The following is a 481-nucleotide window of genomic DNA, read 5'->3' as shown; positions in this document are numbered from 1 at the left end:
CTTTTTTCTTTAAAATCAGTATAGCACATATAATCATAGCAGGACACAAAACACCTAAATCAATTGCGTATGTTGCCTCTGTCGTAAGAACGCCTAATAAATCACCATAATTATTTGCAATCATATATGGCACGATCATTGATATCCAAATCACAAAAGTAAGTCCCCCTGATATTGCAAGACATAAACTGATTCCCCAATTTTTACATTTCTTTGCAGATTCTTTGACTGCTATTGTCTTATAATTTCCCACCACCAATATTACAGACAGTAAAAAACTTAATCCAAATCCAAACACATACAGCAAGTACAATCTGTTCATAGATATGCTAAATATGAGGCAGGCAAAATAATATACAAACATCAGACATTGAGCCGTCTTTAAAAGATCAGCCCACAAGTATTTTTTATCAAGAATGCATAAAGCTATCATAAAAATTCCACTAATAATTCCCATCCAGTCAGCACCAAGCCTGCTTGA

General features: G+C 33.9%; 1 protein-coding gene. It reads right to left on the bottom strand.

Annotation, left to right across the window (positions count from 1 at the left end; all coding sequences use genetic code 11):
• The coding region (locus ACQRCC_RS15590) for a hypothetical protein (RefSeq protein WP_427851661.1) at window positions 1–457 on the bottom strand (457 nt) is incomplete at its 3' end.
• Between the last annotated feature and the right edge of the window lie 24 nt (window positions 458–481).

The organism is Sporofaciens sp. SGI.106 (genome assembly GCF_050314255.1).
Taxonomy (GTDB): domain Bacteria; phylum Bacillota; class Clostridia; order Lachnospirales; family Lachnospiraceae; genus Claveliimonas.
The sequence above is the reverse complement of the archived record's forward strand: the minus strand, read 5'-3'. Positions and strand labels throughout refer to the sequence as shown.